Annotated in this window: 24 protein-coding genes and 1 pseudogene; 16 read left to right on the plus strand and 9 right to left on the minus strand. The window is 65.0% G+C overall.

Going from position 1 to position 25,624, the window contains the following annotated elements; all coding sequences use genetic code 11:
- Nucleotides 1–17: 17 nt before the first annotated feature.
- Entirely contained in the window at nucleotides 18–614 is a 597-nt protein-coding gene (gene plsY / locus RAD04_RS17110) for a glycerol-3-phosphate 1-O-acyltransferase PlsY (protein ID WP_461624679.1), read from the plus strand.
- Between the two features lie 195 nt (nucleotides 615–809).
- Nucleotides 810–2,021, plus strand: a complete 1,212-nt coding sequence (locus RAD04_RS17115) for a patatin-like phospholipase family protein (protein ID WP_461624680.1) — start codon at nucleotides 810–812, stop codon at nucleotides 2,019–2,021.
- Here the strand turns inward: RAD04_RS17115 and RAD04_RS17120 are convergent.
- Complete coding sequence (locus RAD04_RS17120) at nucleotides 2,013–3,257, minus strand: amidase (RefSeq protein WP_461624681.1); 1,245 nt, start codon at nucleotides 3,255–3,257, stop codon at nucleotides 2,013–2,015. The genes RAD04_RS17115 and RAD04_RS17120 overlap by 9 nt on opposite strands.
- Before the next feature lie 116 nt (nucleotides 3,258–3,373).
- Here RAD04_RS17120 and dprA point away from each other — a divergent pair, with 116 nt between their 5' ends.
- The gene (dprA, locus tag RAD04_RS17125; protein WP_461624682.1) at nucleotides 3,374–4,492 is read left to right on the plus strand and encodes a DNA-processing protein DprA; all 1,119 of its coding nucleotides are present in this window, start codon (nucleotides 3,374–3,376) and stop codon (nucleotides 4,490–4,492) included.
- Here the strand turns inward: dprA and RAD04_RS17130 are convergent.
- A complete protein-coding gene (locus tag RAD04_RS17130) occupies nucleotides 4,489–4,911 on the minus strand; it encodes a winged helix-turn-helix transcriptional regulator (protein ID WP_461624683.1) in 423 nt (140 codons plus the stop codon). The genes dprA and RAD04_RS17130 overlap by 4 nt on opposite strands.
- A gap of 83 nt (nucleotides 4,912–4,994) precedes the next feature.
- Between RAD04_RS17130 and RAD04_RS17135 the strand changes: the two genes are divergently transcribed.
- A complete protein-coding gene (locus RAD04_RS17135; RefSeq protein ID WP_461624684.1) occupies nucleotides 4,995–5,603 on the plus strand; it encodes an FMN-dependent NADH-azoreductase in 609 nt (202 codons plus the stop codon).
- A 72-nt stretch (nucleotides 5,604–5,675) separates the two neighbouring features.
- Here the strand turns inward: RAD04_RS17135 and RAD04_RS17140 are convergent, their stop codons facing one another.
- Both RAD04_RS17140 and RAD04_RS17145 read right to left on the minus strand, forming a co-directional pair.
- Nucleotides 5,676–5,858, minus strand: coding sequence for a hypothetical protein (locus RAD04_RS17140; RefSeq protein ID WP_461624685.1), 183 nt, complete (start codon nucleotides 5,856–5,858; stop codon nucleotides 5,676–5,678).
- A 176-nt stretch (nucleotides 5,859–6,034) separates the two neighbouring features.
- The gene (locus RAD04_RS17145) at nucleotides 6,035–6,808 is read right to left on the minus strand and encodes an SDR family oxidoreductase (RefSeq protein WP_461624686.1); all 774 of its coding nucleotides are present in this window, start codon (nucleotides 6,806–6,808) and stop codon (nucleotides 6,035–6,037) included.
- 122 nt (nucleotides 6,809–6,930) lie between these two features.
- Between RAD04_RS17145 and RAD04_RS17150 the strand changes: the two genes are divergently transcribed.
- Both RAD04_RS17150 and RAD04_RS17155 read left to right on the plus strand, forming a co-directional pair.
- Nucleotides 6,931–7,395: a winged helix-turn-helix transcriptional regulator gene (locus RAD04_RS17150; RefSeq protein ID WP_461624687.1), complete on the plus strand. Its 465-nt coding sequence runs from the start codon at nucleotides 6,931–6,933 to the stop codon at nucleotides 7,393–7,395.
- Nucleotides 7,396–7,600: 205 nt separating this feature from the next.
- Nucleotides 7,601–8,161 carry a flavodoxin family protein gene (locus RAD04_RS17155; RefSeq protein WP_461624688.1) on the plus strand — a complete coding sequence of 187 codons (561 nt, stop codon included), beginning with the start codon at nucleotides 7,601–7,603 and terminating at the stop codon, nucleotides 8,159–8,161.
- Between the two features lie 198 nt (nucleotides 8,162–8,359).
- Here the strand turns inward: RAD04_RS17155 and RAD04_RS17160 are convergent, their stop codons facing one another.
- A complete protein-coding gene (locus tag RAD04_RS17160) occupies nucleotides 8,360–8,515 on the minus strand; it encodes a hypothetical protein (protein WP_240536454.1) in 156 nt (51 codons plus the stop codon).
- Between the two features lie 311 nt (nucleotides 8,516–8,826).
- Here RAD04_RS17160 and topA point away from each other — a divergent pair, with 311 nt between their 5' ends.
- The 4 genes from topA to RAD04_RS17180 are packed head-to-tail and all read left to right on the plus strand — an operon-like array spanning nucleotide 8,827 to nucleotide 15,174.
- Nucleotides 8,827–11,568, plus strand: coding sequence for a type I DNA topoisomerase (gene topA / locus RAD04_RS17165; RefSeq protein ID WP_461624689.1), 2,742 nt, complete (start codon nucleotides 8,827–8,829; stop codon nucleotides 11,566–11,568).
- Between the two features lie 19 nt (nucleotides 11,569–11,587).
- The gene (gene rnr, locus RAD04_RS17170; RefSeq protein WP_461624690.1) at nucleotides 11,588–13,957 is read left to right on the plus strand and encodes a ribonuclease R; all 2,370 of its coding nucleotides are present in this window, start codon (nucleotides 11,588–11,590) and stop codon (nucleotides 13,955–13,957) included.
- Entirely contained in the window at nucleotides 13,951–14,391 is a 441-nt protein-coding gene (locus tag RAD04_RS17175; protein ID WP_461624691.1) for a DUF983 domain-containing protein, read from the plus strand. The genes rnr and RAD04_RS17175 overlap by 7 nt, the downstream gene beginning before the upstream one ends.
- A 30-nt stretch (nucleotides 14,392–14,421) precedes the next feature.
- Nucleotides 14,422–15,174 carry an NUDIX hydrolase gene (locus RAD04_RS17180; protein WP_183234501.1) on the plus strand — a complete coding sequence of 251 codons (753 nt, stop codon included), beginning with the start codon at nucleotides 14,422–14,424 and terminating at the stop codon, nucleotides 15,172–15,174.
- On the opposite strand, the gene RAD04_RS17185 is transcribed toward RAD04_RS17180, so the two are convergent.
- A complete protein-coding gene (locus RAD04_RS17185; protein WP_461624692.1) occupies nucleotides 15,175–15,717 on the minus strand; it encodes a hypothetical protein in 543 nt (180 codons plus the stop codon).
- A gap of 67 nt (nucleotides 15,718–15,784) precedes the next feature.
- Between RAD04_RS17185 and RAD04_RS17190 the strand changes: the two are divergent.
- The 4 genes and pseudogenes from RAD04_RS17190 to rpmG all read left to right on the plus strand — a co-directional run.
- A pseudogene (locus RAD04_RS17190) lies at nucleotides 15,785–15,969 on the plus strand (NUDIX hydrolase); the annotation flags it as partial.
- Nucleotides 15,970–15,986: 17 nt separating this feature from the next.
- A complete protein-coding gene (locus tag RAD04_RS17195) occupies nucleotides 15,987–17,324 on the plus strand; it encodes an amidohydrolase (protein ID WP_461624693.1) in 1,338 nt (445 codons plus the stop codon).
- Between the two features lie 206 nt (nucleotides 17,325–17,530).
- Nucleotides 17,531–18,856 carry an LLM class flavin-dependent oxidoreductase gene (locus RAD04_RS17200; protein ID WP_461624741.1) on the plus strand — a complete coding sequence of 442 codons (1,326 nt, stop codon included), beginning with the start codon at nucleotides 17,531–17,533 and terminating at the stop codon, nucleotides 18,854–18,856.
- Nucleotides 18,857–18,980: 124 nt separating this feature from the next.
- Nucleotides 18,981–19,148 carry a 50S ribosomal protein L33 gene (rpmG, locus tag RAD04_RS17205; protein WP_007603295.1) on the plus strand — a complete coding sequence of 56 codons (168 nt, stop codon included), beginning with the start codon at nucleotides 18,981–18,983 and terminating at the stop codon, nucleotides 19,146–19,148.
- A 1,003-nt stretch (nucleotides 19,149–20,151) separates the two neighbouring features.
- Here rpmG and RAD04_RS17210 read toward each other — a convergent pair.
- The gene (locus RAD04_RS17210; protein WP_461624694.1) at nucleotides 20,152–21,390 is read right to left on the minus strand and encodes an MFS transporter; all 1,239 of its coding nucleotides are present in this window, start codon (nucleotides 21,388–21,390) and stop codon (nucleotides 20,152–20,154) included.
- A 129-nt stretch (nucleotides 21,391–21,519) separates the two neighbouring features.
- Between RAD04_RS17210 and RAD04_RS17215 the strand changes: the two genes are divergently transcribed.
- Together RAD04_RS17215 and RAD04_RS17220 are read left to right on the plus strand one after the other, a co-directional pair.
- The gene (locus tag RAD04_RS17215) at nucleotides 21,520–22,128 is read left to right on the plus strand and encodes a TetR/AcrR family transcriptional regulator (RefSeq protein WP_461624695.1); all 609 of its coding nucleotides are present in this window, start codon (nucleotides 21,520–21,522) and stop codon (nucleotides 22,126–22,128) included.
- 210 nt (nucleotides 22,129–22,338) lie between these two features.
- The gene (locus tag RAD04_RS17220) at nucleotides 22,339–23,310 is read left to right on the plus strand and encodes a helix-turn-helix transcriptional regulator (protein ID WP_461624696.1); all 972 of its coding nucleotides are present in this window, start codon (nucleotides 22,339–22,341) and stop codon (nucleotides 23,308–23,310) included.
- 519 nt (nucleotides 23,311–23,829) lie between these two features.
- Here RAD04_RS17220 and RAD04_RS17225 read toward each other — a convergent pair.
- The gene (locus tag RAD04_RS17225; RefSeq protein WP_028143954.1) at nucleotides 23,830–25,203 is read right to left on the minus strand and encodes a PleD family two-component system response regulator; all 1,374 of its coding nucleotides are present in this window, start codon (nucleotides 25,201–25,203) and stop codon (nucleotides 23,830–23,832) included.
- 14 nt (nucleotides 25,204–25,217) lie between these two features.
- Complete coding sequence (locus RAD04_RS17230) at nucleotides 25,218–25,583, minus strand: response regulator (protein WP_008566616.1); 366 nt, start codon at nucleotides 25,581–25,583, stop codon at nucleotides 25,218–25,220.
- Between the last annotated feature and the right edge of the window lie 41 nt (nucleotides 25,584–25,624).

Genomic DNA, 25,624 nt, shown 5'->3' on the forward strand with positions numbered 1-25,624 from the left:
CCTTTGGAGCTGCCGCCATGGGGCTTGAAGCATTTCTGCCGGTGGCCTTCGTCATCGGCTACCTCCTCGGCTCCATCCCGTTCGGGCTGGTCCTGACCAAGCTCGCCGGCACCCAGGATATCCGCTCGATCGGCTCCGGCAGCATCGGCGCCACCAATGTGCTGCGCACGGGACGCAAGAGCCTCGCCGCCGGCACCCTGTTGTTCGACGCGCTCAAGGGCACCGTGGCCGTGGTGATCGCCGGCTACATCGCAGGACCCAATGCCGCCATGGTCGCCGGGCTCGGCGCCTTCCTCGGCCATCTCTTCCCGGTCTGGCTCAAGTTCAAGGGCGGCAAGGGCGTGGCCGTCTATATCGGCATCCTGCTCGGCCTGTTCTGGCCTGGCGCCGTCGTGTTCTGCCTGATCTGGCTGGCGACCGCCTTCACCACCCGCTACTCCTCGCTCTCCGCGCTGGTGGCGGCGTTCGTCACGCCGATGTTCCTGTGGTGGTTCGGGCATCTCGCGTTGTCGGCGCTGACGGCGCTGCTGACGCTGCTGCTGTTCTATGCGCACCGCGAGAACATCAAGCGTTTGCAGACCGGCAAGGAAAGCCGGATCGGCGAGAAGGCGTAGAGCGTTTTCGAGCGAAACGGATTCCGGTTCGCGTCAAACGCGTGTCCACAGCCGGGCATCTACGGATACCTAGGCACCTCTTCTGCATTATATGTCAGTTCCTGTTCGCAAATGACGGCCGAATCACGGTTCTATTGGCGAGCGGGTTCCGGCCTGTCATCCTGACAGCGGAAATGGGTTACGCGGTTGCTCAGAATGAGCGAGAAGATTGTTGGCGCGCATGACGGGGTTGGTTCGCGAGGTGCGGTGAGCACCGCGGCAAGCCGGCTGCTCTCGACCACCTACATCTGGTCCGATGCGCCCTCGCCGCCCCCCGCGCCAGAGCCTCCTCCCGTGCTGCCGCCAACGTCGCAGCCTGATCCGATCGCGCAAGCGCCTGTGACGGTCGAACTGGTGACCACGACCGCGCCCGTTCCGCGCGCGCAGCTACCCGCCGGCCAATGGCCGCCGCGAAAGCTCTCGCTGGCGCTGCAGGGCGGCGGCACCTTTGCCGCCTTTACCTGGGGTGTGCTGGAGCGGCTGCTGGAAGAGCCCATCGAGATCGACACCATCAGCGGCGCCAGTGCCGGCGCCATCAATGCGCTCCTGCTCGCCTCCGGCCTTGCCGAAGGCGGCCGCGAAGCGGCCCGGGCACGGCTGAGCCGGTTCTGGCTCCGCCTGATGCACGAGGCCTCGTTCCGCTCGCTGATGCTGGTCGGCGGCTTTTCGCCGGCGGGAAGTTCGGTCGCGTTCGGTCCGACGCTGCGCTCCGGCCAGTTCGATCCGTTCGATCTCGATCCGCTGCGGCAGGCGCTGTCGCGCGACATCGATTTCGCCGCCCTGCTCAATCCGGACTGCCCCAAGCTTTTGATCGCGGCGACACGGATCCGCGACGGGCAGCAGCAGATCTTCCGCAACGACGCCATCACCGCCGACGTCGCGCTGGCCTCGACCTGTCCGCCCCTGGTTCACTGCGCCGTCGAGATCGAGGGCGAAGCCTATTGGGACGGCGGCTTTGGCGGCAACCCGCCGCTGCTGCGGCTGGCGCAGGAAACGACCACCGCCGACGTCCTGCTCGTCCAGGTCACGCCGGCGCGCGACAGCTACGTGCCGATCACGCTCGCCGCGATCGATCGCCGGCTCGACCAGATCGCGGCCAACGCCGCCCTCAATGCCGAGATCGCGGCGATCGAATGGGCGCAAGCGCATGCCGCGCCGTCGCTGCGGCTCTCCAGGATCGCGGCGGAAGATTCCGTTGACGGCCTGGCACAACGTTCGTCCACCGATCTCGGCCGCGGCTTCATTCGCCTCCTGCATCGGAGCGGGCGCGCAGCCGCAGAGCGCTGGCTCGGACAAGATGCAAAGGTCGGCGCACCGCTCTCTGCGCCCGCACAGTCCCTTGTCGCTTCCGAACTTGCGCTAACCTGATTTCGCCAGCGCGTTCTCCAGGAACCACGCCGCCGAGAGCGCGACCGGATCATTGCCGAAGCGCGCGATCACCTGCACGCCAATCGGCAGGCCACCCGCCTTCAGCACCGGCACGTTGACGCAAGGATTGCCCATCAGCGTCCAGAGCCGGTTGTAGCGGGGATCGCCTGTCGTCGCGAGCTCCTTGGCCGGTGCCGTGCCCGGGGCCGAATAGGTCAGGAGCACGTCGACGCCCTCGAACAATTCGCCGAGCTCGCGGCGGCCGCGACGGCTGATCCGGCGCGCCTCGTCATAGTCTTTCGGCGTCAGATTGGCGGTGGCATCGAGGCTTGCCCGCAGCATCGGTGCGATCTCGTCGTGACGCTCCGAAAACTCCCAGGCCAATGCGCGATGCGCCTCGAAATCCTGGACGATGGGGTGGATGCGCCAGGCCTCCTGCACCGCCTCGGGCAGATCGATCGCCTGCACGCGGGCCCCGGCACGTTCCGCGGCCTTGATCGCGGCCTGCAAGCCCTCCTCGGCCGCCGGCTCCACGGCGCCGGCAAACTCCTGCCTGACCACGCCGATGCGCGGCGATGTCGCCGGGACGATGCCGGAAAACTCGGTGCGACCCGTCATCGCCAAAAGTCCGCGCGCGAGATCTTCCGCACGTGATCCGAACAGGCCGACCGTGTCGAGCGCCCATGAATAGCATTTCACGCCGACCGTCGGCAGCATCCGGAACGACGGCTTGATCGCGGCCGTCCCGCAATAGGCGGCGGGCCGGATCACCGAGCCGCCGGTCTGGGTGCCCAGCGCCAGCGGGATCATGCCGGCACCGACGGCCGCCGCAGAGCCCGAGGACGAGCCGCCCGGCGAATGGCCGAGATTATGCGGATTGAGCGTCGGCGTCGGATCGCGCGAGGCAAACGCCGTGGTCGTGGTCTTGCCGATGATGGTGGCGCCCGCTCGCTTCAGCATCATGACAACAGGCGCATCGGCGCGCGGCTGCCAGCCGCGATAGATTTCCGAGCCCATCTCGGTCGGCATATTGGCGGTGTCGATGATGTCCTTGATGCCGACCGCGATGCCGCGCAGCGGACCGGAGGCTTGCGCCTTCGCGGATTTGTCGTGGCGGACGAAGGCGCGGACGTCCTTCTCTTTGGCCTCGATCGCCGCATGCGACTGCGCGATGGCGGCATCGGGCGACAACTCGCCGGCTTCGATGCGGCGCTGGAGGTCGGCAAGTGAGATCATGGCAAAATCCTTCTTATTGGCATCGCTTTTAGCATCGGGGCGAGGTCGCGCAAGCGCACGCCGCTGTTGCGCAACGCCCTCAGGTTGTTCCATGCTGCCCCCACAAGGGAGACGCCGTGGACGCCATCAATCCGAGCGTGGAGCTGACCGAGGCTGAGCGGATCGACCGCATGCGGCTGATCCGCTCCGACAATGTCGGGCCGCGCACCTTCCGCTCTCTGGTCGATCATTTCGGCAGCCCGCTTGCTGCGCTGGAACGGCTGCCTGATCTGGCGCGCCGCGGCGGCGCGTCGCGGTCGGGCCGCATCTGCAGCGCGGATGAGGCCAAGGCCGAGCTCGCCGCAAGCCGCAAATTCGGCATCGCCTGGCGCGCGCCCGGCGAGGACGGCTATCCGGCCCGGCTGGCGATGATCGACGATGCGCCGCCGCTGCTCGCCGTGCGCGGCGATACCACAACCCTGATGCGGCCGATGATCGCGATCGTCGGCTCGCGCAACGCCTCCGGTGCCGGGTTGAAATTCGAAGGCTTGCTGGCGCGCGAGCTTGGCGAAGCCGGTTTTATCGTCATCTCCGGGCTCGCCCGCGGCGTCGATCAGGCCGCACATCGCGCCAGCGTCGCAAGCGGCACGATCGCGGTGCTCGCCGGTGGTCATGATTGCATCTATCCGCCCGAGCATGGCGACCTGCTCGCGGGGATCCTCGACCACGCGGGGGCTGCGATCTCCGAGATGCCGCTCGGCCACGAGCCGCGCGCCCGCGACTTTCCCCGCCGCAACCGGCTGATCTCGGGCGCCTCGCTCGGCGTCGTCGTGGTGGAAGCGGCGCACCGCTCGGGCTCGCTGATCACCGCGCGCATGGCGGCCGAACAGGGCCGCGAGGTGTTCGCGGTGCCGGGCTCGCCGCTCGATCCGCGGGCCGCCGGCGCCAATGATCTGATCAAGCAGGGCGCAACCCTCGTCACCGAAGCTGCCGACATCATCAATGCTGTCGCACCGATCATGGAGCGGCCGCTGATGCACCCCGTGAGCGAGCCCGACAGCGAGCCGTTCGAGAGCGATCCGCAAAGCCACGACCGCGACCAGATCACCGGCCTGCTCGGTCCCACCCCCATCTCGATCGACGATCTCGTGCGGATGTCCGGCGCCTCGCCCGCGATCGTGCGCACGGTGCTGCTGGAGCTCGAGCTTGCCGGCAAGCTGGAGCGTCACGGCGGCGGGCTGGTGTCGCTGCTTTAGCTCTCGTTGCGCGCGTCGAAGCGCACGCGCGCCATCGCGATCTGCTCCTGGTGCGCGATCGCCCACTCGCCGAGCGCTTTCACGGGCTGCTGGAGACCGCGGCCGAGATCAGTCAACTCATAGTCCACCCGCGGCGGGATGGTGGGGAAGATCGTGCGCGTAACGAGGCCGTCGCGCTCAAGCCCCCGCAGCGTCAACGTCAGCATGCGCTGCGAGATGCCGTTGATCATGCGCTTCAGCTCGTTGAAGCGCTTAGGTCCGTCGCTCAGCATCATGATGACGAACACGCTCCATTTGTCACCGACGCGCGACAGCACGGAGGCGACCCCACGGCAGTCCGCATGGTCGGGATGCGGCATTGGATCGGGCCGCGGCGTCGCAGGAAAACCGGTGTTCTTAGGTTTCAAAGATGTGCCCATGGCTCAAAAAAGTGCGTTCTTGCGGGGTTTTCGATAGTCACTCATGTAGCTCTGGTTACAAACTTATACCAGGGTGACCCCAAATGAAACTGCTCCATATCGACTCCAGCGTGCTCGGCCCCCACTCCGTCTCCAGGCAGGTTTCCGCCGCCATCGTCGACCGGCTCCGGCAGGCGACGCCCTCACTGGACATCACTTATCGCGACCTGACCCAGACCCCGCTGGCCCACCTCTCCGGCTCGCACCTCGCCGCCGCGCAAGGCGCGCCCGCACCGGCGGAACTCGGACCCGACCTTGCCGCGAGCGCGGCCGCGCTGGATGAGTTCCTGGCCGCCGACATCATCGTGATCGGCGCGCCCATGTACAACTTCACGATTCCGAGCCAGCTCAAGGCCTGGATCGATCGCATTCTGGTGGTGGGGAAGACCTTCAAATACGGCGCAACCGGGCCCGAGGGGCTCGTCGGCGGCAAGCGCGTGATCGTGGCGATCTCACGCGGCGGCTATTACGGCGGCGAGACGCCGTACGCAGCAGGCGAACATCTCGAAAGCTATCTGCGCTGGGTGTTCGGCTTCATGGGCGTCACGGGCGTCGAATTCATTCCGGCAGACGGCGTCCAGGTCGGCCCGGACCACCGCGAGAAGTCGCTGGCCGGCGCCCTCCAGGCGGCAACAAGCCTTCGCGCGGCCTGAGTTCATGCCGACATCATCAGTCCGCCGGGGCATCGCCCGCGGCGGCTGATGGACGGCGGCCGGTCTGCGAAGCTAAAACCAGGCGCCCTGCATGCCCAGGATGACGGCGACGAGCGAAATGAACAGGCCGATGCCGGCGAACAGAACCACCCCGATGAGTTCGGACGTATCGGAGCGCTTGGCCGGAACGGCGGAATTTTCGGTGTAAATGCGCGGTGCTGAAATCGATGAAAAAATGCGGGCTGCTTTTGGCATATCGGGCTCCCTTGAAATGAGTCTTGTGACCCCCTGCCCGTAAAAATGTCTTGCCAGCTTGCGCGAAGGTTCAACGCCTCACACAAGGTTCAGGAATATACGGCTCGCCAGGTGCAGGAATCTGCCGGCGCAATTGCAATGATCGCGCCGACTGATTCAATTTTCACTTCACTTGATCAACCGCGATAGATCGGCGCGCCGCTCGGCGAGGCCACCGCGCCGCCGTCGACGAAGATCTCCTGGCCCTGCACATGCGCGGAATCATCGGAGGCAAGGAATAGCACCGTCTTCGCAACGTGATCGGTTTCACCGATGCGCCCCAGAGGCGTCGACAGCGCGATCCGCTTCTCGAACGCCTTCTCGGCTTCCGGTGTTGCCGTTGCAGGTCCCCAGATCGGCGTGCGGGTCGCGCCGGGCGCGACCACGTTGACGCGGATGCCGCGCGGCGACAGCTCCGAGGCCATGATCCGCGCCATCGCGCGCACGCCGGCCTTCGCGGCGCCGTAAGCCGAGTAGCCGGGAATGCCGAGCACTGAGATCACCGAGCCGTTGAGGATGATCGAGGCATTGTCGTTGAGATAAGGCAGCGCCGCCTGCACCGTGAAGAATACACTTGTCAGGTTCGTGCTGATGACCTTCTCGAAGACCTCGAGCGTGGCCGAGCCGAGCGGCGTGCCGCCGGCGATGCCGGCATTGGCGAACACGATGTCGAACTTGCCGAACTTTTCGGCGCCTTGCTTGATCGCAGCTTCCGTCGCCGCGATGTCGGTGGCGTCCGCAGCGAGCGCGAGCGCGTTCGGTCCGAGCTCCTTGGCCGCCGCCTCCAGCGTCTGCTTGTTGCGTCCGGTGATCACCACCTTGGCGCCTTCGGCCACGAACAGTTTTGCGGTCGCAAGGCCAATGCCGCTGTTGCCGCCGGTGATCAGGGCCGTCTTGTTCTTCAGTCTCACGTTCGCCTCCAGGGGTTGCATCATAAAACTATGTTGCCATCTAGGGCATATGGTTTTATCATGCAACCACACAAGCGCGTGATCGGCACACCGGTCGTGCGAACGCGACAGGAATCGGAACGATGGTGAAACGAACCAGCTTCGAGGGCGATGCCTGCCCGATCGCGAGGTCGCTGGACGCGATCGGGGATTGGTGGTCGCTGCTGATCATCCGCGAGGCGCTGTTCGGCCTGCGCCGGTTCGGCGAATTCCAGAGCAAGCTCGGCATGGCCAAGAACATCTTGTCGGTCCGGCTGCGCTCGCTCGTCGACCATGGCATCCTGGCAACCGCCCCCGCCTCCGACGGCAGCGCCTACCAGGAATATGTGCTGACACCGAAGGGCCGCGGCACCTTCCCGATCCTGGTGGCGCTCAGGCAATGGAGCGAGGAGTTCGACGACGCGCCTGAGGAGATCGCGACAGTGTTGGTGGATCGCGCCAAGGGCCGCCCGGTGAAGAAGCTGGAATTACGCGCCGAGGATGGCCGGTTGCTCAGCCCGGCGGATACCACGCTGAAGCCGCGGGCGACGCGGCGGCGGTCGGCGTGATGAGCCGTAACTGCCACCACACCGTCATTGCGAGGAGCCCTTTCGACGAAGCGATCCAGACTGCCCCCGCGGAAAGACTCTGGATTGCTTCCGCCTTCGCCAGGGCTTCGGCGGACTAGTCGCTCCGCTCGCAATGACGGCGTGGGGGACTTGTGCAAAGTCTCGGCGACGTCAAAGATGGCTAGGCATCCCAAAGCGTCATCCCATGCCTCTGCTCGCCATTGTCTATTTTTCCAATTCCGGCACCACCGAGACGCTGGCGCATGCAGTGGCGCGCGGAGCCGCTGGAATGGCGGAGGTCACGCTTTGCCGGATCGCCGGCGACGACATCAAGTCGGGCCGATTTCAGAATGAGCAATTACTGGCGACGATCGACCGCGCCAGCGCGGTCGCATTTGGCAGCCCGACCTACATGGGCGGAGCAGCGGCGCAGTTCAAAGCCTTCGCGGATGCTTCAAGCGATCGATGGAGCGAGCAACGATGGGCCAACAAGCTCGCAGCCGGCTTCACGACGGGCGCCTGCGCGGGTGGCGATCAACTGCACACGCTGAGCTACTTCTCCATTCTGGCGGCCCAACACGGCATGCTCTGGTGCGGACTGGATATTCCGGGAGGGGAGGATCCGAGCGGCCGCAATCGTCTGGGCAGCCAGCTTGGATTGGCGACCCATTTGGTCGACTGCGCCTTGCCGCAGAGCGATTTGAGCACAGCCGATTATCTCGGCCAGCGATTGGCCAGGATGGCTGTTCGCTATGACAGAGGATAGAGGAGCGCGCTCAACTCTCTCCCCGTCACCCTGAGGTGCTCGCCTCTTCGGCGAGCCTCGAAGGGCGACGGCCCGGCTGCATCTCGGCCGTTCATCCTTCGAGGCTCCCGCCGCGATGCTGCGCATCACGCCACTCGCGCCTCCAGCGACGAACGCTACGCGCTCGCGCAGGGATGACGGGTGGATAGAGCCGCCCCCTCACGACAGCTTGCGCTTGCTCCGCAGCCTCACATGCTCGTCGGCCTCGAGCTTGGTCATGCCCAGGAGATAATGCAGCACGTCGAGCTTGTGGCGCTCGGCGAGCTTGCGCAATGCCCCGACCTGCTCGGCGATGAAGGCGACAGCCTCGTCCACGCCGCCCTCCCCCGGTTCCTCGTGACGCGAGCCTCCCGGCGCGCCTGATGCGGCGCGCACCCGTTTCTTTCCCGGCCTAGTCACCAGCCCCCACCCGAATCCATGCCCCGCCGAAACATTACGCCGACATCGATCGCAACTCCAAGGTGGTATTTTGCAACTTTCTCGATATGAAACTTTTCCCATCCGGGCGGCTTTCAACAGCCTTCGATTTGACAGGACCCGCCTCACCACCCATGTTCGGAGCGAAACGGCCGACCCGAGTCCTTTCGTTTTCGGCCTCAGATTTTCCCGTAAGTTACTGGAACTACATGAATATCGTCATTGTGGAGTCGCCGGCGAAAGCCAAGACGATCAACAAATATTTGGGCTCGTCCTATGAGGTTCTGGCCTCGTTCGGGCATGTCCGCGACCTGCCCGCGAAGAACGGCTCCGTCGATCCCGACGCCAATTTCAAGATGATCTGGGAGGTCGACCCCAAGGCGGCCGGCCGGCTCAACGACATCGCCAAGTCCCTGAAGAATGCCGACCGCCTGATTCTCGCCACCGACCCTGATCGCGAGGGCGAGGCCATCTCCTGGCACGTGCTGGAGGTGCTGAAGGAAAAGCGCGCGCTGAAGGACCAGAAGATCGAGCGGGTGGTGTTCAACGCCATCACCAAGCAGGCGGTCTCGGACGCCATGAAGCATCCGCGCCAGATCGACGGCGCGCTGGTCGACGCCTATATGGCGCGCCGCGCGCTGGACTATCTGGTCGGCTTCACCCTCTCTCCGGTGCTGTGGCGCAAGCTGCCGGGCGCCCGCTCCGCCGGCCGCGTGCAGTCGGTGGCGCTGCGCCTCGTCTGCGACCGCGAGCTCGAGATCGAAAAATTCGTCGCGCGTGAATATTGGTCGCTGATCGCGACCCTGCTCACCCCGCGCGGCGATGCGTTCGAGGCCCGCCTCGTCGGCGCCGACGGCAAGAAGATCCAGCGCCTCGACATCGGAACCGGCGCCGAAGCCGAAGACTTCAAGAAGGCGCTGGAGACGGCCGCCTACGCCGTGACCTCGGTCGATGCGAAGCCCGCCCGGCGCAATCCGCAGGCGCCCTTCACCACCTCGACGCTGCAGCAGGAAGCCAGCCGCAAATACGGCTTTGCGCCGGCGCATACCATGCGGATCGCCCAGCGCCTTTATGAAGGCATCGACATCGGCGGCGAGACCACCGGACTCATTACTTATATGCGTACCGACGGCGTGCAGATCGCCCCCGAGGCGATCACCCAGGCGCGCAAGGTGATCGGCGAGGATTACGGCAACGCTTACGTGCCGGACGCTCCGCGCCAGTACCAGGCCAAGGCCAAGAACGCCCAGGAAGCGCACGAAGCGATCCGCCCGACCGACATGTCCCGCCGCCCCGACAGCATGAGCCGCAAGCTCGATGCCGATCAGGCGCGGCTCTATGAGTTGATCTGGAAGCGCACCATTGCGAGCCAGATGGAATCGGCCGAGCTCGAGCGCACCACCGTCGACATCACGGCGAAGGCAGGCTCCCGCACGCTGGAGCTGCGCGCCACCGGCCAGGTCGTCAAGTTCGACGGCTTCCTCGCGCTCTACCAGGAAGGCCGCGACGACGAGGAGGACGAGGACTCCCGCCGCCTGCCCGCGATGAGCCCGAACGACGCGCTCAAGCGGCAGTCGCTGTCCGTCACCCAGCACTTCACCGAGCCGCCGCCGCGCTTCTCCGAGGCCTCGCTGGTCAAGCGCATGGAAGAGCTCGGCATCGGCCGGCCCTCGACCTATGCCGCGATCCTCCAGGTGCTGAAGGACCGCGGCTACGTCAAGCTGGAGAAGAAGCGCCTGCACGGCGAGGACAAGGGCCGCGTCGTGATCGCGTTCCTGGAAAGCTTCTTCAGCCGCTACGTCGAGTACGACTTCACCGCGGGTCTCGAGGAGCAGCTCGACCGCATCTCCAACAACGAGATCTCCTGGCAGCAGGTGCTGAAGGATTTCTGGACCGGCTTCATCGGCGCCGTCGACGACATCAAGGATCTGCGCGTCGCGCAGGTGCTCGACGTGCTCGACGAGATGCTCGGGCCGCACATCTACCCGCCCCGTGCCGACGGCGGCGACGTCAGGCAGTGCCCGAACTGCGGCACCGGCCGGCTCAACCTGAAGGCCGGCAAGTTCGGCGCCTTCGTCGGCTGCTCGAACTATCCGGAGTGCCGCTACACCCGCCAGCTCGCTGCGGATGGCGAGGCCAGCGCCGACCGTTCGCTCGGCCAGGATCCCGACACCGGCTTCGATGTCTGGGTCAAGGCGGGCCGGTTCGGGCCCTATATCCAGCTCGGCGAGCAGAAGGATTATGAGGAAGGCGAGAAGCCGAAGCGCGCCGGCATTCCGAAGGGCACCTCGCCCGGCGATGTCGAGCTCGAGCTTGCGCTGAAGCTGCTGTCGCTGCCGCGCGAAATCGGCAAGCATCCGGAGACCGGTCAGCCGATCACCGCAGGCCTCGGCCGCTTCGGGCCGTTCGTCAAGCATGAGAAGACCTATGCCAGCCTGGAGGCCGGCGACGAGGTGTTCGACATCGGCCTCAACCGCGCGGTGACGCTGATCGCGGAAAAGGTCGCCAAGGGGCCGAGCCGCCGCTTCGGCGCCGATCCCGGCAAGGCGATCGGCGATCATCCCTCGCTCGGCACCGTCACTGTGAAGAGCGGCCGCTACGGCGCCTATGTCACCGCGGGCGGCGTCAACGCGACGATCCCGGCCGAGTTCGAAAAGGACACGGTCACGCTTGCACAGGCGATCGCGCTGATCGACGAGCGCGCGGCCAAGGGCGGCGGCAAGAAGCCGAAGAAGGCGGCGAAGCCGGCCAAGGCCAAGAAGGCTGCAGAGAAGGCTGCGGACGGCGATGACGCCGCGCCGAAGAAGAAACCGGCCGCGAAGAAGGCGGCCAAATCGAAAACTGAATCCACCAGCAAGGCGCGCGCAGCCGTGTCGTCGACCGCAAAAACGTCGCCGACCAAGGCCGCCGCCGCCAAGACGCCGGCCAAGAAGAGTGCCGGCAAGACTTAGATCAAGAATTAGAGGTTAAGTGAAACGCAAGAATGACCATGGCTTTCCCGACAGGAGCGCCATCGTCGCCTTCATCAAGGCAAATCAAGGAAACGTCGGCACCCGCGAAATTGCGCGCGAGTTCGGCCTGAAGAACGCCGATCGCGTCGAGCTCAAGCGCATATTGCGCGAGCTCGCCGACGACGGAACCATCAAGAAGAAGCGCCACAAGGTGTCCGAGCCGGACGCGCTGCCGCCGACGCTGGTCGCCGATATTACCGGCCGCGACCAGGACGGCGAATTGATCGCCTCCCCCACCGAATGGGACGAGGTCGAAAGCGGCGAGCCCCCCAAAATCCGCATCCAGATGCCGCGCCGGCCAAAGCCAGGCACCGTCGCCGGTGTCCGCGACCGCGTGCTGCTGCGCGTCGAGCGCACGGACGACACTGAAGGCCCGGCCTATCGCGGCCACATCATCAAGGTCTTCGACAAGGCCAAGAGCCGGATTCTCGGCGTGTTTCGCAGTCTGCCCGAAGGCGGCGGACGACTCGTCCCCGTCGACAAGAAGGCCGCGGACCGCGAGCTGAACATCGCCCCGGCGGACGCACACGGCGCGCAGGACGGTGATCTCGTAAGTGTCGACATCGTCCGCACGCGCAGCTTTGGGCTTGCGTCCGGCCGCGTGAAAGAGAAGCTCGGCTCGGTCAAGTCGGAGAAGGCGATCAGCCTGATCGCGATCTACGCCCATGACATCCCCCTGCAATTCTCGCCTGCCGCCGAGCGCGAGGCAGAAGCCGCTGAGCCCGCGAACCTGAAGGGCCGCGAGGATTGGCGCGACGTGCCGCTTCTCACCATCGATCCTCCCGACGCCAAGGATCATGACGACGCGGTGCATGCTGAGGCCGATCCCGATCCCAACAACAAGGGCGGCTTCATCGTCAACGTCGCCATTGCGGATGTGAGCTTCTACGTCCGGCCGGGCAGCGCGCTCGACCGCGACGCGCTCGATCGCGGCAACTCGGTCTACTTCCCCGACCGTGTCGTGCCGATGCTGCCCGAGCGCATCTCCAACGATCTCTGCTCGCTGGTGCCGGGCGAGCCGCGTGGCGCGCTCGCGGTGCGCATGGTGCTCGGCCCAGACGGCCGCAAGCGCTCGCACAGCTTCCACCGCATCCTGATGCGCTCGGCCGCCAAGCTGAGCTACGCGCAGGCGCAAGCCGCGATCGACGGACGGCCGGATGACACCACCGGTCCCCTGCTCGATCCGATCTTGAAACCGCTCTACGCCGCCTATGCCTGCGCCAAGCGCGCCCGCGACGAGCGCGATCCGCTCAATCTCGATCTGCCTGAGCGCAAGATCCTGTTGAAGAGCGACGGCACCGTCGACCGCGTCGTCGTCCCGGAAAGGCTCGATGCGCACAAGCTGATCGAGGAGTTCATGATCCTCGCCAACGTCGCGGCCGCCGAGATGCTGGAGAAGAAATCGCTCCCGCTGATCTACCGCGTGCACGACGAGCCCACCTTGGAGAAGGTCCACGCACTCGCGGAATTCCTGGAGACGCTCGACGTTCCCTTCGCCAAATCAGGCGCGCTGCGTCCCACCACGTTCAACCGCGTGCTGGCCCAGCTCGAAGGCCATGATTACTATCCGCTGGTCAGCGAGGTCGTGCTGCGCGCCCAGGCGCAGGCCGAATACTCTTCCGAGAATTACGGACATTTCGGCCTGAATTTGCGCCGCTACGCCCATTTCACCTCGCCGATCCGCCGCTATGCCGACCTCGTCGTACATCGCGCGCTGGTCCGCGCGCTCGGTCTCGGCGAAGGCGCGCTGCCCGACAGCGCGACGCCGGAAACCTTAAGCGAGGTCGCGGCCCACATCTCGGTGACCGAGCGGCGCGCGATGAAGGCGGAGCGCGAGACCGTCGACCGGCTCATTGCTCATCACCTGGCTGATCGCATCGGCGCCAGCTTCCAGGGCCGCGTCTCCGGCGTCACCCGCGCCGGGCTCTTTGTCAAACTGGCTGAAACTGGCGCCGACGGCCTGATCCCGATCCGATCCCTCGGCACGGAATATTTCAACTACGACGAGGGCCGACACGCCCTCGTCGGCACGCGCAGCCGCACCATGTATCAGCTGGGGGACGTGGTCGACGTCCGCCTGATCGAGGCAGCGCCGATCGCGGGCGCGCTGCGCTTCGAGCTGCTGTCGTCCTCCAGTGAGACCGCGCCGCGCGAACGCAGACCATCCGGTCCGCAGCGCCGCCCCTCGTTCAAGGCGCATCCCGGACGCAGCCCGGATAGAAAACGCAAGCCGCCGAAGCCAAAATCCGGCAAGCCGAAGAAGGGCCAGGGAAAGAACAAAGGAAAGAACAAGGGCAAAGGCGGCAGTAAAAAGGGCAAAGCATGGTGACGATGAGCACGGCCCCAAAAATTTGGACGCGCGAGACGGGTCTCGTCGAGAAGCGCGATCTCTGGACCGCGATGAAGCGGGGCTTTCGCGGCCGCTGCCCGCGCTGTGGCGAGGGCAAGCTGTTCCGCGCCTTCCTGAAGACCGCAGACGATTGCGCCGAATGCGGCCTCGATTTCACGCCGCACCGCGCCGACGATCTGCCCGCCTATCTCGTCATCGTCATCGTCGGTCACATCGTGGTGCCCGCGATCCTCTGGATCGAGACCAATTACACGACGCCGGTCTGGCTCAGCTTCGCGGCCTATCTGCCCTTCACCTTCGTCGCCTCGCTCGCGCTGCTGCAGCCGGTCAAGGGAGCTGTGGTCGGCCTGCAATGGGCTCTGCGCATGCACGGGTTTGACGACAACCCTCCGGATGGTATTCCGCCTGTGTAAGCAAGAAGCAAAAAGCGTTTGGGTGAGGACATGACGGATATTGCGCAAGTCGCGGAGAAGGCCAAGGTCCACGAGGAGAAGGAAGCCGATCACCATCCCTATTTCCGCCCGAGGGATGCGGCGACGCTGATCCTGGTCGACCGCAGCGGCGCCATTCCGAAAGTGCTGGTCGGCAAACGCCACGACAAGGTGGTGTTCATGCCCGGCAAGTTCGTCTTCCCCGGCGGGCGCGTCGACAAGGCCGACTATCGCGTGCCCTGTGCCGCGCCCATCACCGCTGAGTTAGAGGCCAACCTCGCCAAGGGCAGCCCGAAGACGCCGGCCTCGCGCGCGAAGTCACTCGCCATCGCCGCGATCCGCGAGGCCTGCGAAGAAACCGGCCTCTGCCTCGGGCGCACGGCCGAGGGCAAAGTGACAAAGCTCGACGGCCCCTGGAAGCCGTTCGCCGATGCGGGCCTCCTGCCCGATCCGTCCAGCCTGTTCCTGATCGCGCGCGCGATCACCCCGCCCGGCCGCGTCAAGCGGTTCGACACGCGCTTCTTCACGGCAGACGCCTCCGCGATCACCCATCGCGTCGACGGCGTGATCCATGCCGATGCCGAACTGGTCGAGCTGGTCTGGGTCGAGCTCGGCTCCAAGCCGCTGGCCGATTTGCATCCAATGACGCGCAACGTGCTCAACGAGCTCCACACCCGCCTTGCCACCGGCCCGCTGCGCCACGATGCGCCGGTGCCGTTCTTCCATTTCTACGGCGGCAAGATGCAGAAGGATATTTTGGGCTAGTCAGTCCGCATCCGGCTCGGTGCCGACATAGTCGCGCGCCGCCAGCTTGAGGACGCGGCCAATCTCGCTTGCGAGCTGATCGGCCTCCTCACGACGCGTGAAGCTCTGAAGCGTGATCGGCTCGATGCCCTTGTTGCCGCAGAGATTGACGTCGTACGTCGTCAGATCCGTTTCGTAGTCGTCGGTGACGCTGATGAAGTGATAGTCGGCGAGACTGCGCGACGAGCGAATGTTCAGCGGGCCGAACTGCCTGGTGATCACGATCTGGCGCAGCGTCTCGTTGAGCACGACGAAGTAGCGGAACGTCAGGAGGATGATGCCGGGAATGCCGACGAGCAACCCGAACCCCGTGAGTACCAGCACCGGCACGAGATCGTCGGCGAGCCTTCCAAAACCGAAAAAGTCCTGGCGCAGGCCGAGCGCAACGTTCCACAGCAGATAGCCACTCGCCGCCAGCAGCGGCAGCGACAACAGCCGGCCGACCCATGGCATGGGCCGGTCGATGCGGACGATGCCGCCGTCCACGGTCATTGTGCCGGCCATGAAGGGTCTCCTCGCGGGGTCATGGCTTGGTCGGCGCGAGCAGCGGATTGGTTCGAAGAGACGCCTCGATGCGGGGCTGGACAAGCCGCTCTGGGTCGAGCTCGGCTCAAGAGCGCGCGCCGATCTGCATCCGATGACGCGCAACCTGCTCAACGCGACAGCCCTCTCCGCCGCGATGCGCCGGTGCCGTTCTTCCATTTCTATGGCGGAAAGATGCGACGAGATGTGCTAGGTGAAGGAAAGAGCGCTTAAAACAACCGGAGGATCGGATGATGCGCTTCGTAAGGCCTCTGCTCGCTTCCGTGGCGTTGTGCGGCCTGCTCTCGCCACCCGCCCATGCGGAGCTCGACGTCGCCAGGTTGAAGCAAACCATCGAGACCGCCTTCGAGAGCGAATACCCGAAGCTCGACGCGCTCTATAAGGACATCCACGCCCATCCCGAGATTGCCTTCCAGGAGGAGAAGACCGCGGCGAAACTCGCCGGCGAGATGCGTGCGATTGGTTTTGAAGTCACCGAGCGCGTCGGCAAGACGGGCCTTGTTGCCATCTACAGGAACGGTGACGGTCCCACCATCATGGTTCGCACCGAGCTTGATGCGCTGCCCATGGAGGAGAAGACCGGCCTGCCCTATGCCAGCCGCGACAAGCAGATCTGGCAGGGCCGCGAGACATTCGTCGCCCATAGCTGCGGCCACGACATCCACATGGCGAGCTGGGTCGGCACGGCGAAGACCCTGGTCGGCATCAAGGACCAGTGGCACGGTACGCTGATGTTCATCGCGCAGCCCGCCGAGGAAGAGGTCGCGGGCGCAAGGGCGATGATCGCCGATGGCCTGTTCACCCGCTTTCCGAAACCCGATGCGGGGTTTGCCCTGCACGACGGCAGTGGAGCCTACGGCTCCGTCACCTACAGGGTCGGGGTCGGATCGTCGAATGTCGACGGTCTGTTCATCAGATTCGTCGGCCGCGGCGGCCATGGCGCGATCCCGCAGGCGACCATCGATCCCGTGATGATGGCATCGCGCTTCGTCGTCGACGTCCAGAGCGTGATCAGCCGCGAGAAGGACCCGACCGAATTCGGCCTCGTCACCATCGGCGCGATCCACGCCGGCACCGCCGGCAACATCATCCCCGATGAGGCCAGGGTGATCGGCACGATCCGCAGCTTCAAGCCGCAGGTGCGCGCGAGGATGCTGGCCGGGATCGAGCGGACGGCGAAAGCGGTGGCGGCGATGGCGGATGCACCGGCGCCTGAAATCCACATCGACGAAGGGACCAAGGCGGTGGTGAACGATGCCGCTGTGGTCGGCCAGGCCGAGCGGGTGCTGAAAGCGGCCTTCGGCGACAAGTTCAACGTCAGCCCGGCGAACACGACCAGCGAAGACTATTCGGAATATGTCAACGCCGGCGTGCCGTCGATGTTCTTCAACATCGGCGTTTATGAGCCCGACCGCGTCGCCGCCGCGCGCAATGGCAGCGGCCCGCCGCTTCCCGGCAATCACTCGCCGCAATTCGCCCCGGTGCCGAAACCGACCATCCAGACCGGCGTCACCGCGATGACGCTCGCCGTGCTGAGCGCCTTCGATCAAAGGGCCCGGGGGCAGTAGCCCTCTCGCCTCAGTATCTGCGGCTCGATGGATTCTCAGATGCGCAATTGCGCATCGCAGCTCGCGCGATGGGGTGCGCCCCGGAATGACGCGATTGTGCTGAGCGGACATCGAAAAACGAAAAAATCTTCCCGCCTCCCCCAATGGCGGAGTTCCGCCGCATGCCTATGTCTTTCCCCAACGTCACCAAGAACGGACACCGGGCGATGGCACAACGGCAACTCAAGCTTGGCGCGTTCATGCGCCCGATCAGCATCCACACCGGCGCCTGGCGCTATCCCGGGGCTTGGCCCGACGCCAATTTCAATTTCGGGCACATCAAGACGCTGATCCAGAAGCTCGAGGCCGGCAGGTTCGATGCCTTCTTCATGGCCGATCACCTCGCCGTGCTGAACATGCCGGTCAACGCGCTCAAGCGCAGCCACACCGTGACCTCGTTCGAGCCATTCACACTGCTGTCGGCGCTCTCGGCGGTCACCGAGCGGATTGGCCTGATCGCGACGGGCTCGACCACCTTTGACGAGCCCTACCACGTCGCGCGCCGCTTCGCCTCGCTCGATCATCTCAGCGGCGGCCGCGCCGGCTGGAATATCGTCACGACATCGAACCCGGACGCGGCCCTGAATTTCGGCCTCGATGATCACATGGAGCATGCCGAGCGCTACAAGCGCGCCCGCGAGTTCTACGATGTCGTCACGGGCCTGTGGGACTCGTTCGCCGACGACGCCTTCGTGCGCGATGTCGAGAGCGGGCTATTTTTCGATCCCGCGAAAATGCACACGCTCGATCACAACGGCAAATATCTGAAGGTGCGCGGCCCCCTCAACATCGCCCGCCCCGTGCAGGGCTGGCCGGTGATCGTGCAGGCCGGCGCCTCCGAAGACGGCAAGCAGCTCGCGGCAGAGACGGCGGAAGCCGTGTTCACCGGCGGCGGCAGCCTCGCCGACGGACAAAAGCTCTATGCCGACATCAAGGGCCGCATGGAGACCATCGGCCGCGATCCCGAGCATCTGAAGATCCTGCCCGGCGCATTCGTGGTGGTCGGCGACAGCGTCGATGAGGCCAAAGAGAAGCGCGCGCTGCTCGACAGCCGCGTGCATTACGACAGCGCCATCGCCTCGCTCTCGGTCATCCTCGGCACCGATGCCTCGGGCTTCGACCCCGACGGCCAACTGCCTGACATCCCCGAGACCAACGCCAGCAAGAGCGGCCGGCAGCGCATGGTCGACCTCGCCAGGCGCGACAAGCTCACCGTGCGCCAGCTCGCCCAGCGCGTCGGCGGCTATGGCGGGCTGTCCTTCGTCGGCACGGCCAAAACCATCGCCGACCAGATGGAGGAATGGCTGGTCGGGCGCGGCTCCGACGGCTTCAACATCATGTTCCCGTTCCTGCCCGCCGGCCTCGACGACTTCGTCGACAAGGTCGTCCCGGAGCTGCAGCGGCGCGGGATTTTCCGGAAAGAGTATGAAGGGCCCACTTTGAGGGAGAATCTGGGCCTGCCACGGCCGAAAAACCGGTTCTTCGAGGGGTAATCGGGCCGTTTTGGGGGGCTTTTGCCGCCTGAAACCTTGACATCAGGCGGTTTCTAGCTAGGTTGCCGGCCAACGCGGGCCGTTTGGCCGGCTCCAGATTCCCTTCATTCCTGAGGTTCTGAACATGGCCAAAGCGGTCACCATCAAGGTCAAGCTCGTGTCCTCGGCCGACACCGGCTTCTACTACGTCGCCAAGAAGAATTCGCGCACCATGACCGACAAGCTGGTCAAGAAGAAGTACGACCCGGTCGCGCGCAAGCACGTCGAATTCCGCGAAGCCAAGATCAAGTAAGATCGCGGACAAGCGCTGAAGAGTTTTGCGGGGCCCTTTCGGGCCCCGTTTTATTTTCGACTGCGTGTCCCGGACGCGCTGCAGCGTGCAACGCTGCGCTTCGTCCGGGGCACGAGAACGAGTTGACGTGCTCCACTTTCTCCTGACCACCATGGCCAATCATTAGGCAGAGGTCGCCTCAACCCTCGGTTGCCCAATCCCAAATGTCTGTTACCGTGCACTTACCGGCACGGAATTTCCGTCCGGATTTGGGAAGGACATGGTCATGAGATTGTCATCGAGCCTTGTCGTGCCTTCAACCATCGCTGTCTTGTCAACCGCCTTGCTGTGCGCCCCGGCCGCATCGCAAATCCCGACCGGCCCCGCCGCCACGCTTCCCCCTGTTACGGTCGATGCGCCGAAACAGGTGGCAAGGCCGCAGGTGTCGGAGCGGGGAGCAAACACAACGGCGCCGCGTCGGACTGTGTCAACCCCGCGAACGGCAACCGCGCGCACGCCTTCCTATGCACCGGGTTCTGTGATGGGGAGGATAGCCAGCCTGGAGAGAGTCGCCAGCAGCTGCAACGGTGGCTGTGCATCAAGCTTCCGGCACGGCAAGGAGCCCTGGATTGGATGCAGCGAGTCGGGCGGCAATGTGAACTATGGACCCTTCTCGCCAACGTGCCGAGATACCATCACCCATTCATCCTACGAGAATTGCGTCGAGACGAAGGTGTTCCTGGGCGAGTTTCGAAACAGAGCCCACTGGTTTTGCAGCAGCCTGCAGGCCGGCAACAGGTTCAAGGTCGCCGATCTCAAGCGCTCAGGACATCGCTAGTCCACACCGCTCGCCGATTGCTGCAAGCGCTCATCTCAATCCGTCATCCTGAGGTGCGAGTGGCGCGATGCAAGAGCATCGCGCCGGCAGCCTCGAAGGATGAACGGTCGAGATGCAGCCGCGCCGTCGCCCTTCGAGGCTCGCCGAAAGGCGAGCACCTCAGGGTGACGGTGTAAGCCCAGAAGCCTACGCCGCCTTCAACACCGGCGACGGAGGTTGCGACGGCCGGAGCAGCGCGAACGCCACCTGCACGATGCCGCCGGCTAAACCCAGCGCCACGCCGATCCGCCAGGCCATGGTGTAGGAGCCGAGCGCGTCGTACAGCACTCCGCCGCCATAGGCGCCGAGGAAGCTGCCGATCTGGTGGCTCATGAAGGCGAGGCCCTGGATCATCGCCTGCCAGCGCAGGCCGAACATCTCGGCGACCGCGCCCGCGACCAGCGGCCCTACTCCCATCCAGAGGAAGCCCATGATGGCGCCGAACAGCAGCGTCGAGAACGGCGTTGCCGGCAACATGAAATACCAGGCAAGCGCTAGCGAGCGCAGGATGTAGATCGCACCCAGCAGCGCCAGCTTGTTCCAGCGCTGGCCGGCCCAGCCGAAGAACAGCGAGCCGAGCACGTTGAAGCCGCCGATCATGCCGAGCGTCTGCGCGCTCAGCATCGGATCGAGGCCGCAGATCGCAAGGTATGACGGCAGATGCGTGGTGAGGAAGACCAGTTGCATGCCGCAGACGAGATAGGCGCAAGTCATCACCACGAAGGAGGCATTGCCGAACGCGGTCCTCGCCGCGGTCGCAGCCGTGGCGTCGTCGATCTCGTCGGCAGCCGGCTTCGGCAGCGGGACCTGGTCGACGCGCCCCGCGTACCACGCGGCCGGAATCATCAGCACCGACATGACGACGAAGCCGGCAAGCCCGACGCGCCAGCCAAACCCCTCATTGAGCATCTGTCCGATCGGCGCCGAGAGCAGCGCGCCCAGCGAGCCCGCGCCGGAGACGATGCCGAGCACGGTCGAGCGCACCGTTGCGGGCACTGCGCGCGCCGCCACCGACATCGCGATCGCAGCCGCGGTGCAGGCCAACGATGTGCCGATCAGCATGCCCGCGCCGATCATGATGCTGGGAAGCCCGTTCGCGGTCGTCATCAGAATGAGGCCTGCGATGTACATCAGCGCGCCGACGATCATGATCGGACGGAAGCCGTAGCGCACCGTCATCGCGCCGGCGAGCGGCTGGAGAAAGCCCCAGGCGAGGTTCTGCACCGCCAGCGCCAGCGTGAAATCCGAGATCGAAATGTGGATGTCGTGGGTCAGCGGCTGCATGAAGATGCCGAGGCTCTGCCGCAGCCCCATGCTCAGCGTCAGCATGATCGATGCGCCGATCAGGATGGGCAATGTCGGACGCAGGACCTGCAGCAGGGGCATTTTCGTCTCCCTTTTGGGCACGGCGCAAATGCCGTCGTCTGAAATATCGGTTGATTTTGGTTACACAGACCTGTGTACTTAGGCTATGTTGGGCCGCAGCTGTCAAGCCAAGAGGATGCGCGCTACCGCATGGCTCCCCCGCCCGCCCCACAGACGATGAAAGAGCGGATACTCGAGACCGCCGACAAGCTGTTCTATCTGCAGGGCATTCGCGCCATCGGCGTCGACACCATCGCGGCCGAGATCGGCATCTCCAAACGCACGCTCTACAACCACTTCCCGTCCAAGGACGCGCTGATCGCGGCCTACCTTGAGCGCCGCTTCGTGCACGCATCCCCCTCCGACAATCCGCCGGCCGAGCAGATCCTCGGCACCTTCGATTCGCTGGAGCGCCGGTTTGCGGCCAAGGACTTTCGCGGCTGTCCGTTCGTGAACGCGGTTGCCGAGCTAGGCCCTCAGGACCGCGCCGTGAAAAAGATCGCGGTCGCCTTCAAGGAAAGCCGCCGCCTCTGGTTTCGCGACCGCCTGAACGAGCTCGGTGTGACCAAGGCGGATGCGCTCGCAACGCAGTTGGTGCTGCTGGTCGACGGCTCGATCGCGCAGGACCTCGTGCGGGACGATCCGGCGATGGCGCGTGCGGCGAAGGAGGCGGCGAAGGTGCTGCTGCGGAATGCGGGCGTGGATGTGGGCGGCGGCGCGCGGAAGCCGGTGCAGGGACGCAAACGCGCGCCGCGATAGCAGCGGGCGCCGGACCACGCGCCGACGTCACCTCGTTCGCGGGCGCCGCCGAGTTTCGCTACGGCGCATCAAAATTGGGCTAGAGCGCACTGGTCTGCCGGACCCGGAATTTCTTGTCCTCAAACCGGGGCTGCCGCGCTAAACAGGCAAGACGATTTTCGTCGTGCCTGCCGCCCTGCAATCTGGACCGTCGAACCGAGCGATGTCAGGATGAACCGGATCACTTTCAGCTCGGACCAGCTTCCGGCGCGCCTCGGCGACGCCGCACGGTTCGGGCATTGGCATGAGCAATTCGAGGCGCTCACCTGCTGCGTCGACTATTCGCGCTTCGAGGACTGCGTCTTTCGCGCTCAGTTTCAATTCGCACAGTTCTCCGATGTGCGCGTTGCGTTGTTCGATGGAACGCTCAGACGGTTTGCCCGGTCCAAAAGCGCCATTGCACGCGGCCCTGACGATGATTTTTGCCTGTTGCTCAATCGCGGGACGTCGCAGCTCCAACTGTCGCAGTTCGGCCGGAATGCGGCGGCCGGAGCCGGTGGCGCGTTCCTCGGGACCAACGGCGCGACCGCCGAGATGGTCGTCGAGGCACCGGGGGAATGGGCGACGGTGACGATCGCCCGCGACCGTCTGCTGCAGCTCGTTCCTGGCGCGGACGATCTGATGGCAAGGCCACTCGATCCCGGCCAACCGGCGCTGCGTCATCTCAAGCGCTATCTGGAAAGCGTGCTCGATCCAGACGACGCCGGCAGCGATCCGGATTTGGACCGGCACATCGGCACCACCGTGCTGGATCTTCTCGCGCTCACGCTGGGTGCCAGCCGCGATGCCGCCGAAATTGCCACCCTGCGGGGCTTGCGCGCAGCGCGGCTGCGCGAGATTCTTGCGGAGATCAGAACGAATTTCACCAATCCGGCGTTCTCGCCTCGCAGCCTTGCTCAGAAGATCGGACTGTCGCCCCGCTACATCCAGGTTCTCCTGCAGGAGACCGGCGAGAGCTTCACCGAGCGCGTGCTGGAGTTGCGGCTCCAAAGCGCAAGGGCGGCGCTCACCTCGCGCCAGCACGGCCGGCTCAAGGTGAGCGAGATCGCCTACGCCTGCGGCTTCAACGATATCTCGTATTTCAACCAGGCCTTCCGTCGCCGCTTCGGCGCCTCGCCGACCCAATTTCGCGGATCGGCATGATCGGCATAAGCCGTCACGCAAGCCTTTGATTTAGCTGGCGTCGGCTACTGTGCATGGGGTTGTTTTCGCAATTTTTTGCTTTTGCCCCTCGCCTAGCCTCATGCCGCATGCGACCGGTGTCGGTGCCAGGCGCTGTGTGCTACAGAAGGCAAAAGGAAACGAGAGCCGATTAGCCAATTGTGATGTCAGAGAATCATTACGACGCTCAGCTTGAGGAGCTAAAGCAGCGATCCGTCGATCGTCTGCTTTGTGCAGACGTGTTTGACCTTCCCGCATTCCAAGCCCTCTATACCCATCTGTGGCACAAGGCTCGCGGGCTTACGAACGAGTATGCAATCTCAAAGCAAATCTTGGCCTGCATTCGGTCTGCATCGGCAGCAATCGATAGCCGGGCGGAATATCTGCCGTCGGTCCGAGAGCATCAAAGTATCTCCCGGGATTTCGACAGCATGCTCGATCGTATCATAGCGGGTGAGATCGAGGGTGACCGCTCCCCGGGCGTTCCGCGCGTGATTTGACTCACGCAGCCTGCGACACCACGCGGTTGCGGCCGTCGTGCTTGGCGCGATACAGCGCGGTGTCGGCACGCTTGAGGACGTCGGCGACCGCCTCGCCCTTCTGCTCCAGCGTGGTCAGGCCGATCGAGATCGTGACCTCGATGCGCTTGGCGCCTTTGTGGATCGCGAACGGCTCGCCCGCGATCGAACGGCGCAGGCGCTCGGCAACCATGCCGGCGACGTGGAGATCGGTCTCCGGCATGACGATGACGAACTCCTCGCCGCCGTAGCGGCAGGCCAGATCAATGCCGCGGATCGACTTGCGCACCCGCACGGCGAATTCGCGCAGCACGTCGTCGCCGGCGTCGTGGCCGTAATTGTCGTTGATCGACTTGAAGAAGTCGATGTCCAGGATCATCAGCGCCAGCGGCTTGCCGCGGGTCGCGGCCTGCTCGGCGAGCGTCGCCAGATGGCTCTCCATGTAGCGGCGATTGTGCAGGCCGGTGAGCGCGTCCGTGATCGCCATCTCGATCGAGTTCTGCACATTGTCACGCAGATGATCGGTATAGCGGCGGCGGCGGATCTGGGTGCGGGCCCGCGCCAAGAGCTCGATCTTGTCGATGGGACGCAGCAGATAGTCGTTGACGCCGATCTCGAGGCCGCGGAGCAGCCGCGTCGAATTCTCGGGGTCGGCGATCGCCAGGATCGGCACGTGGCGCGTGCGCTCCAGCGAGCGCGCCTGGCTGCAGAGCCTCAGGCCGTCGAAATTGTTGAGGTCGAGGGAGACGATCAGCAAATCGTAATTGCCCTCGGCGGCGTGGAACAGCGCCTCCGTCGGGTTCGGCTCGACGTCGATGGTGTGCTCGGCGGCGAGGATCGTCGCCAGCCGCTCGTAGGAGGACGGGCGGTCATCGACCAGCAGGATGCGGCCGCCCTTGCCGGTGTCGGCCACGGCGCTGCGCTCGGGCGCCTGCATGCCGATCTCGAGCGAGGTGATGGCGCGCATGCGCAGCTCATCGGTCATCATCTTCAGCCGCGTCAACGAGCGCACCCGCGCGATCAGCACGACGTCGGAGACGGGCTTGGTCAGGAAGTCATCGGCGCCCGCTTCCAGCCCCCGGTTGCGGTCGGACGGACTGTCGAGCGCCGTCACCATCACGACAGGAATGTGGTGCGTGGCCGGATCGGTCTTCAGGCGGCGGCAAACTTCAAAGCCGTCGATGTCGGGCATCATCACGTCGAGCAGGATGATGTCGCATTCGGCGCGTTGACAGATCGCCAGCGCCTCGGTGCCGTTCGAGGCGGTCATCACGTCGAAATATTCGGCAGAGAGGCGAGCCTCGAGCAGCTTGACGTTGGCAGGGACGTCATCGACGACCAGGATACGCGCGGACACTGTGAACTCACTTCCTATCCGATAAAACGCCGGACCGTCTCAATGAATTTGCCGACCGAGATCGGCTTGGACAAATAGGCCTCGCAGCCGCCCTCGCGGATGCGCTCTTCGTCGCCCTTCATCGCGAATGCCGTGACCGCGACGACGGGAATGGCGCGCAGCTCCGGATCGTCCTTGATCCAGCGCGTCACCTCGAGGCCGGAGACCTGCGGCAATTGGATATCCATCAGCACGAGGTCGGGCCGCATCTTGCGAACGAGGTCGAGCGCCTCGTAGCCGTTGCTGGTGCCGGAGGTCTGGTAGCCGTGCGCCTCCAACAGGTCGCGGAAGAGCTTCATGTTGAGCTCGTTGTCTTCCACGATCAGGACGGTCTTAGCCATCCCGCCCTCCTGATTGGTCCGCAGACCCATACATGTAACGC

The organism is Bradyrhizobium sp. 25ACV, assembly GCF_054863005.1.